The organism is Pseudonocardia lacus (assembly GCF_018531445.1).
Classification (GTDB): Bacteria; Actinomycetota; Actinomycetes; order Mycobacteriales; family Pseudonocardiaceae; genus Pseudonocardia; species Pseudonocardia lacus.
The window spans coordinates 21,976-29,314 of sequence record NZ_JAHDTH010000099.1 but is presented as its reverse complement, the minus strand read 5'-3'; the positions used below and the strand labels follow the sequence as shown (position 1 = coordinate 29,314).

The 7,339-nt window shown below is 75.7% G+C and carries 7 protein-coding genes; 4 read left to right on the top strand and 3 right to left on the bottom strand.

Translation table 11 applies throughout. From position 1 onward, the window contains the following. Positions 1-68 precede the first annotated feature (68 nt). Together KIK08_RS20860 and KIK08_RS41815 are read left to right on the top strand one after the other, a co-directional pair. Positions 69-263, top strand: coding sequence for a ferredoxin (locus KIK08_RS20860; RefSeq protein ID WP_214404890.1), 195 nt, complete (start codon positions 69-71; stop codon positions 261-263). 397 nt (positions 264-660) lie between these two features. Next, positions 661-2,412 carry a sensor histidine kinase gene (locus KIK08_RS41815; protein WP_214404889.1) on the top strand — a complete coding sequence of 584 codons (1,752 nt, stop codon included), beginning with the start codon at positions 661-663 and terminating at the stop codon, positions 2,410-2,412. 3 nt (positions 2,413-2,415) lie between these two features. On the opposite strand, the gene KIK08_RS41115 is transcribed toward KIK08_RS41815, so the two are convergent. The 3 genes from KIK08_RS41115 to KIK08_RS20840 all read right to left on the bottom strand — a co-directional run bounded on the left by KIK08_RS41115 (position 2,416) and on the right by KIK08_RS20840 (position 5,879). Continuing rightward, the gene (locus KIK08_RS41115) at positions 2,416-2,802 is read right to left on the bottom strand and encodes a RidA family protein (protein WP_308257765.1); all 387 of its coding nucleotides are present in this window, start codon (positions 2,800-2,802) and stop codon (positions 2,416-2,418) included. A 146-nt stretch (positions 2,803-2,948) separates the two neighbouring features. Then, positions 2,949-4,892, bottom strand: a complete 1,944-nt coding sequence (locus KIK08_RS20845) for a metallophosphoesterase family protein (protein WP_214404888.1) — start codon at positions 4,890-4,892, stop codon at positions 2,949-2,951. Between the two features lie 87 nt (positions 4,893-4,979). Further along, complete coding sequence (locus KIK08_RS20840) at positions 4,980-5,879, bottom strand: LysR family transcriptional regulator (RefSeq protein ID WP_214404887.1); 900 nt, start codon at positions 5,877-5,879, stop codon at positions 4,980-4,982. 81 nt (positions 5,880-5,960) lie between these two features. On the opposite strand from KIK08_RS20840, the gene KIK08_RS20835 reads away from it, so the two are divergent. After that, on the top strand, positions 5,961-6,644 hold the full coding sequence (locus KIK08_RS20835; protein WP_214404886.1) for a CoA transferase subunit A: 684 nt from the start codon (positions 5,961-5,963) through the stop codon (positions 6,642-6,644). Next, positions 6,644-7,291, top strand: a complete 648-nt coding sequence (locus KIK08_RS20830; protein WP_214404885.1) for a 3-oxoacid CoA-transferase subunit B — start codon at positions 6,644-6,646, stop codon at positions 7,289-7,291. Before KIK08_RS20835 ends, KIK08_RS20830 begins: the two co-directional genes overlap by 1 nt. Positions 7,292-7,339 lie beyond the last annotated feature (48 nt).

Here is a 7,339-nt window from a genome sequence, read left to right as displayed (position 1 = left end):
GTGACGATGGTGGCGCGGTGACGATGGTGGCGCGGTGACGATGGTGGCGCGGTGACGATGGTGCTGCGGTGAGGATCGGTGTCGATCCCGCGGTGTGCGACGGGCACGGTCAGTGCTCGGTCGTCGACATGGACCTGTTCCCGCTCGACGACGACGGCCGCAGCGCCGTCGGCCCCGACCGCGAGGTGCCGGCGGGGGAGGAGGACGTCGCCCGGCTCGGGGTGGCGGCCTGCCCGGTGCGCGCGCTCGCGGTCCGCGGCTGAGCCCGCGGGCCGGATCGGTCCGATCCGACCCGCGGCCCCGTCCGGTCCGCCGGGCGCGGGCGCCGCCAGCGGCGGCCGGTGAGCGCCCCCCGACCCGCTGGCGGCGCACCCCCGGACCACCCGGACCGGGGCCGCCCGCGCCCGATCCCCCACGGTGCGGCGGCCCTCCTCCGCCGGCACCCCGGTTCGCGGCCCGCCCAGTATCGACCGGGTGACCGCGCCGGCGACAGGACAGCAAGCCGGTGCGGTGTGGGGGGTTTACCCTCGGTCGTCGGCGTTCCTCGGCGCCCGGGCCTCCTCCCGTCCGTCGCCGTCCGGGGCTGCCTGGACGCGCCGCGCGCTCGAAGAGGGTTAGCCCTCCTTGTCGAGTGCCCGCCACCGGGCGACCATCGCCAGGGTGAGCACGGCTGCGGCCGCGGCGCCGTCGGACGAGCCGCGGGCGCCGGCGAGGACGATGTGGCGCACCGCGACCCCCGGGGTCGCGGTGGCGGTGCTCGGGCTGCTGCTCCTGCTGCCCCTGTTCCCGCGCGAGCCGGCGTTCGCGCTCGTGACGATCGCGGTGGCCGGCGCGGTCGCGGCGCTGGGCGGCTCGGTCGCCCAGGACGGCGAGCGGCTGTGCGCCTTCGCGCTGGGCTTCGCCGGCGTGCTGTGGCTGGCGCTGGCCGTCGACGTGCACGTGCCGTGGGGTCCCGTCGTGTCGTGGACGAGCACGGGGCTGCCGGCCGCGGCGTTGGGCTGCGTCCTCGTGCACTACCGGCGCCGCCACCCGCAGGCGCGGTTCGAGCGCGCGCTCCCGGTGGTCGGGCTGGGGCTGACGGTGGGTGTCCGGCTGGCGTTGCTGCCGTTCGTCGAGCCCACCGGCCTGGGCTTCCCGTCCGATGCGTGGTGGCCCGCCCCGTGGGCCGGCACGCTGCCGGCGGTCAGCGCGCTGTGGATCGCCCGGGGCAGCCTGTGCGTGCTGCTCGCCTACGTGGCGATGCTCGGGTGGCGGTCGCTGCACCCACCGCAGGTGCGGCGCAGCAGGCGGTGGCCGGTGCTGGTCGCCGGGACGGCACTGGCCGCGGTCGCGGCCGTCGTGCAACTGGTCGCGTTGGTGCTCGCCGGCTCCCTCGACCGGCACGCCTCGGCCACCGCGACCGGGGCGGTGGTGCTGCTGGGCGTGGCGTTCGTCCCGCTCGTCCGGGCGATCCGGCAGGGGTTCGGCGCCGGCTCGGTGCACCGCCTCCCGCGGGTGCGCACACCGGAGACGGCCGCCGCGCACGTCCGTGAGATCACCGGCGACCCCACCGCCGAGCTGCTGTACTGCTCGGTCGACGGCGGCCTGCTGGACATGACCGGCCACCGGCGCACCCGCGAGGAGGAGACCCGCCCCGGCCGATTCTGGGCGTGGGTCCCCGGCGCCGACGGCGAGCGCGTCGCGCTGCTCACCGGGCACCGCGACCTGGGCGGCGACTGCGAGGCGCTGCACGAGTGGCTGCGCGCCGCCGGGCCGCTGGCCGAGAGCGTGCGCCCCACCGTGCTGCTGCGCACCCGGCTGGCCCGGCTGACCGCGCTGCGCGTCGCCGAGGAGCTGGCCCACGCCGAGGAGCGCCAGCGCTTCCGCCGCGACCTGCACGACGGCCTGCACCAGACCCTCGCCGCCGCCCGGATGGACCTCGACGGCCTGCACGAGGTCGCCCTGAACGACGTGGGTGGCACCGAGGCGGTGATCGCCGGCCTGGAGGCGAAGATGGCCGTCGCTCTCGACCAGGTGCGCTCCCTCGGCGGCGTCGCGGCACCCCCCGAGCCGGACGCCGAGCTGGCCACCGTCATCGACCGCGCCGCCACCGCGCTGCGGCTCACCCCCCGGGTGAGCGTGACCGGCACCCGCCTCGGGGTGCTCGCCCTGCCGGTCTTCCTGCTGGTGCGCGAGGCGCTGACCAACGTCGCCAAGCACGCCGGCGCGGCCGTGGTCGACGTCCGCGTCCACTCCGACGGCCGTCGGGTCGACATCGCGGTGTCCGACGACGGGCGCGGCGGCGCGGTCGTGGACGACGAGGGCGGCATCGGGCTCATGCGCGGGCGCGTCGAGGAGCTCGGCGGCACCCTCGCCCTGGACAGCCCGCCCGACGGCGGGACGACGCTGCGGGCGAGCATCCCCTGCGTGTAGGCGTCAGGCCGCCGCGACCACCTCGATCTCCACCAGCCACTCGTCCACCAGGGTCTGTACGACGATCGCCGTCGTCGGCACCGCCCGCCCCCGCAGCGCCTTCTGCCGGGCCTCCGCGTTGGGCCCGGCCTGGGCCCGATCGGTGAGGTAGCTGGTGAGCCGGACGATGTTGTCGACGGTCATCCCGGCCGAGTCGAGGATCGCGGTGATGTTGGCCCAGATCAGGTCGAGCTGCTCGGCGAGGGTGGCGCCGGGGGTGCCGTCGGGGCGCAGGCCCATCGTGCCGGCGAGGTGGAGCACGCGGTCGTGGCCGCGCACCTCCATCGCGTGCACGTAGTCGCCGCTCGGGGGGTAGATGCCGTCCGTCGGGTTGCGTGCGATCGTCTCCACCGGCCGACCTTGGCGGGGTTCGCGTCCGCCCGCCACCGGGTTTCGCGCACGCCCCTCCGACCTTGCCCGGTGACCCCGTCGAGAACGAGGTTGTTGTCGATTGGACCGGTCCAAAATCACGACAACTTCGTTCTCGACGGTGGGTGTCAGGGGAGGTGCTCGATCGAGGGGGCGCCGCGCGTGCCGAGGCGCAGGGCGAACCGCTCGGTCAGGCCGAAGGACTCCTGGCGGTCGTTGCGCGGGTGCAGCGCGACGTCCAGCCGGACGACGTCGGGCTCGGGCCGCGCGAACCGCAGGGTGGAGAAGCCCGGGCACCCCTCGGGCAGCGAGGCGATGCAGGTGGCGGCGTCGGTCCGGTCCGGGGCCGGGCCGCCCGGCGGGGTGAGCAGGTCGGCGATCGTGACGAGGGTGTTCCCCGGGGCGTAGGGGTCGGAGCGGCCGCGGATGCGCTTCCAGGCGTCCAGCACCCCGTCGAAGACCCCCATGCCGTGCACGAGCGACATGGGCGAGGCCACCACCTCGACCAGCGACACGCTCTCGGCGAAGCCGACGTAGCTGCGGTGGATGTCGCCGCCGACGGTGATGGTGGGGCGCCCGTCGCGCCGCTGGAGCAGTTCGCTCCACAGCCGGTGGTACTGGTGGCCGTAGTCCTCCATGCCGCGGTCGGGGACGGGGCCGAACCGGCGGCTCAGGTGGGCTGGCCTGGTCAGCGCCGGCTGCGCCAGCACGAGGACGAAGACCTCCGCCTCCCGGGCCACCTCCAGCACCTCGTCCAGCGCCGGGTCGTCGACGAAGACCGACCACCCCGGCTTGTCGTGCTTGCGCACGCGGCGGGTGCGGGTGTCGAGCAGCACGACCCGCACCGGGTCGAGGTCGATGTGCTGCACGATCCGGTTCAGCGGGGCGTGCGCGCCGTGCGGCGGCACCGTCGCGACGGGTGGGCGGTCGAGGTCGTCGCGGTCGCCGACGGTGATCCGCCCGGTCTCGCGGTCGCGCTCGCTGCGGGTCTGGAACGACCCGAACAGGTCGAACGCGCCGCGGCTCCAGTCGTCCCACTCGTCGGGGTGCACCGGCAGCAGGTTCTGGTGCGGCGGGTCGACCGGCGCCTGCTGCGGGTCGAGGGGCCGGGCCGCCTCGGCGGTGCTGCTCGCGTCGGGCAGCACGGTGCGCTTGACCGCGTTGACCGCCGTCCGGCCGATGTGGGCCCAGGAGTGGTGCGCGGTGACCGAGCGGTGCGGCCAGTTGTTCCAGAACTCGTGGTCGTCGGGCAGGAACCAGGTGGGGCCCGCCGCCAGCAGCGGGCGCAGGCCGGGACGGCCCTGCCCGCCCCAGGTGGTCCAGTACTCCTGCAGGTAGTAGGTGCGGGGGGTGTGCCGGGCGAGGGTGCCGTAGTGCCACCACGGCGCGTCGAGGTAGACCGCGTCCCCGCACAGCCAGGTCAGGTCGGGTCCGGGGCCGGACCCGAACACGCGCGCGTAGCCCGTCGCGAACTCGTCGTCGCGGTCGGTGTCGACGTCGTAGCAGGAGGCCGCGAACACGGTGAGCTCGCCGCCGGTGGTCAGGGCGGCGGGCAGGGTGCGGACCAGGCACGTCGCCGTGTGCGGCGCGCCCCGCAGCGAGACGGCCGCGCGGTAGCGGCGGTCGGGGTCGAGCCCCTCGCGGACGGTGCGGTGGGCGTGGAAGAACCGGTTGCCGGCGGGCCGGGCGGTGATCTCCCGCTCGCAGTCGATGCCGAACCACTGCAGCTCGACCGCTCCCCGCCAGACCACCGCGCCGCCGTCGAGCGCGGTCAGGACGACGTCCGCGACGACCGACTCCGCCGGGAAGGCGTGCAGGTAGCAGCCGATCCACAGGTCCACGCGGTCCGTGGCGGCGTCCTTCTGCCCGACGAGGACGCCCGGCCGCAGACCGTCGACGGGCTCGCCGGGCGGGCGCAGGCTGCGCAGGAACGCCCGGGGCGCCACGGGACGACCCCGGTCCAGGGCGGCCTGGCCGTAGCGGAAGAGCCAGCGGTGGAACCGCGTCCGCAGCGTCGCGCGCTCGGGAGCCGCGTGCCGCGGGGGCGCGCCGGTCCTCTTCGTCTCCAGCATGGCGGCACCTCCGTTAGCGGTCTGCGCGGCGTCCGGTACCGCGTAGGACCGCGGCCGGGCACGGGCGGATACGTGGGTCCGCCCGATTCACCCGTCCGAGCGGGGGTCGCCGTGCTCCGCGAGCACGGCGAGCAAACCTTTCAGCGGGGCGGAGCCGTGGTCGGGCCGCCACAGCGCGGCCAGTTCGACGGTGCGGTGCGCGCCGCGGATCGGGCGCAGGACCACCCCGCGGCGGCGCAGCGTCCCCGCCGAGGAGGGCACGACCGCGAGCCCGGCGCCGGCGGCGACGAGCCCGAGCACGGTCTGCACGAGCCACACCCCGCGCTGCGCGACCCGCGGGGCGACGCCGGCGTCGGCGAAGGTGGCGGTGACGGCGGCGTGGACGCTGGGCAGGTCGTGCTGCTCGGGGAGGATGAACGGCTCGTCGCGGACGTCCGGCAGGTCCACCTCGTCGGCCAGGGCCGCCGGGTGGCCCTCGGGCAGCGCCAGCAGCAGCCGCTCGTCGGCCAGCCGCCGCCGCGACAGCGTGGCGTCGGCGACCGGGAGGTAGAGCACGCCGAGGTCGACGCGGCGCTCGCCCACCGCGCGCAGCAGCGGGTCGGGCGCCATCTCCCGCAGCCCCAGCTCCACACCGGGGTGGCGCTCCCGGAACCGGCGCAGCAGGTCGGGCAGCACGCCGTTGACCGCCGACGGCACGAACCCGATGGTCAGCCGGCCGGTGGCGCCCTCGCCGACCCTGCGGACCATCCGGGCGGTGTCGTCGAGGTCGGCCAGCAACCGGCGGGCCTCGGGCAGCAGGGCCGCGCCGGCCGCGGTGAGCCGGATCGCCCGCTGCGACCGGTCGAACAGGACGGCGCCGAGCTCCTTCTCCAGCAGCGCGATCTGCTGGCTCAGCGGCGGTTGGGCCATGTGCAGGCGGGCCGCGGCCCGGGTGAAGCTCAGCTCCTCGGCGACCGCGACGAAGTAGCGGAGCCGGCGGAAGCGCACCGGTCATCCATATCGCATAGCTCTGGCTCGCAACAGAACAGATGTTGGACATCTCGATCGCGGCGGTGCTGTGCTGGGCGCATGACCGCTCCCGTCACCCCGACCCGCCCGCTGGTGCGCGGCGTCGCCGAGGCGCTGGCCCCGGTCCGCGACGGCGCCACGCTGATGGTCGGCGGCTTCGGCCTGGTCGGCGCGCCGCTCAGGCTGATCGAGGGCCTGCTCGCGACCACGACCGCCACGGACCTGACGATCATCAGCAACAACCTCGGCGAGCCCGGTCGGGGCCTGGGCATGCTGCTGCTGGAGGGCCGCGTCCGCAAGGCCGTCGGCTCGTTCTTCACCAGCAACCCCGACGTCGTGGCGGCCTACCAGGCCGGTGACCTCGAGATCGACCTGCTGCCGCAGGGCACGCTGGCCGAGGCCATCCGCGCGGGCGGGGCCGGCATCGGCGGCTTCTACACGCGCACCGGCTGGGGCACCGCGCTCGGCGAGGGCCGCGAGGAGCGGGTGATCCGCGGCGAGCCGCACGTCTACCACGAGAGCCTGCGCGCCGACGTCGCGCTGGTGCGCGCCCGCCGGGCCGACGAGCTGGGCAACCTCGTCTACTCCAAGACCGCCCGCAACTTCAACCCGGACATGGCCACCGCGGCCGACCTGGTGATCGCCGAGGTCGACGAGGTGGTGCCGGTCGGCGCGCTGGACCCGGAGGAGATCGTGACCCCGCACCTGTTCGTCGACGCCGTCGTGCTGAGCGGGAGGGCCTGATGGACCTGCCGAACCGCATCGCCGCCCGCGTCGTCCCGCACATCCCGCACGGCGCGGTGGTCAACCTCGGCATCGGCATCCCGACCCTGGTCGCCGACCACCTGCCCGAGCACGCCGCGCACCTGCAGACCGAGAACGGCCTGCTCGGCGTCGGGCCGACGCCGGGCCCCGGCGAGGTCGACCCCGACCTGGTGCACGCCGGCAAGCAGCCGGTCACCGCCCGGCCGGGCGCCTCCTACTTCGCCAGCTCGGCCTCCTTCGGGATGATCCGCGGCGGGCACGTCGAGGTGGCGGTGCTGGGCGCGCTGCAGATCGACGCCCGCGGCCGGATCGCCAACTGGGCGATCCCCGGCAAGCCGGTGCTCGGGGTCGGCGGGGCGATGGACCTGCTGGTCGGCGCCCGCACCGTCATCGTCGCGACGACGCACACCGCGAAGGACGGCGCGGCGAAGATCCTCGAGGAGTGCACGTTCCCGCTCACCGCGCGCCGGTCCGTCGACGTGGTGGTCACCGAGGCGGCGACGTTCCGGGTCGACGACGACGGCCTGGAGCTCGTCGACCTCGCCGAGGGTGTCACCCTCGACTGGGTCCGGACCCACACCGCGGCGCCGTTCCGGGTGGCGGCCTCCCTGACCGCCCCGGTCTGAGAACGGGCCCCGGTCAGGACCGTCGGCGTACCGGTCGTGCGGCCGCCC

Coding starts and splice junctions, on each gene's coding strand:
- KIK08_RS20845 (WP_214404888.1), bottom strand. CDS start 4,892: ATGCTGGAGACGAAGAGGACCGGCGCGCCCCCGCGGCACGCGGCTCCC.
- KIK08_RS20835 (WP_214404886.1), top strand. CDS start 5,961: ATGACCGCTCCCGTCACCCCGACCCGCCCGCTGGTGCGCGGCGTCGCC.
- KIK08_RS20830 (WP_214404885.1), top strand. CDS start 6,644: ATGGACCTGCCGAACCGCATCGCCGCCCGCGTCGTCCCGCACATCCCG.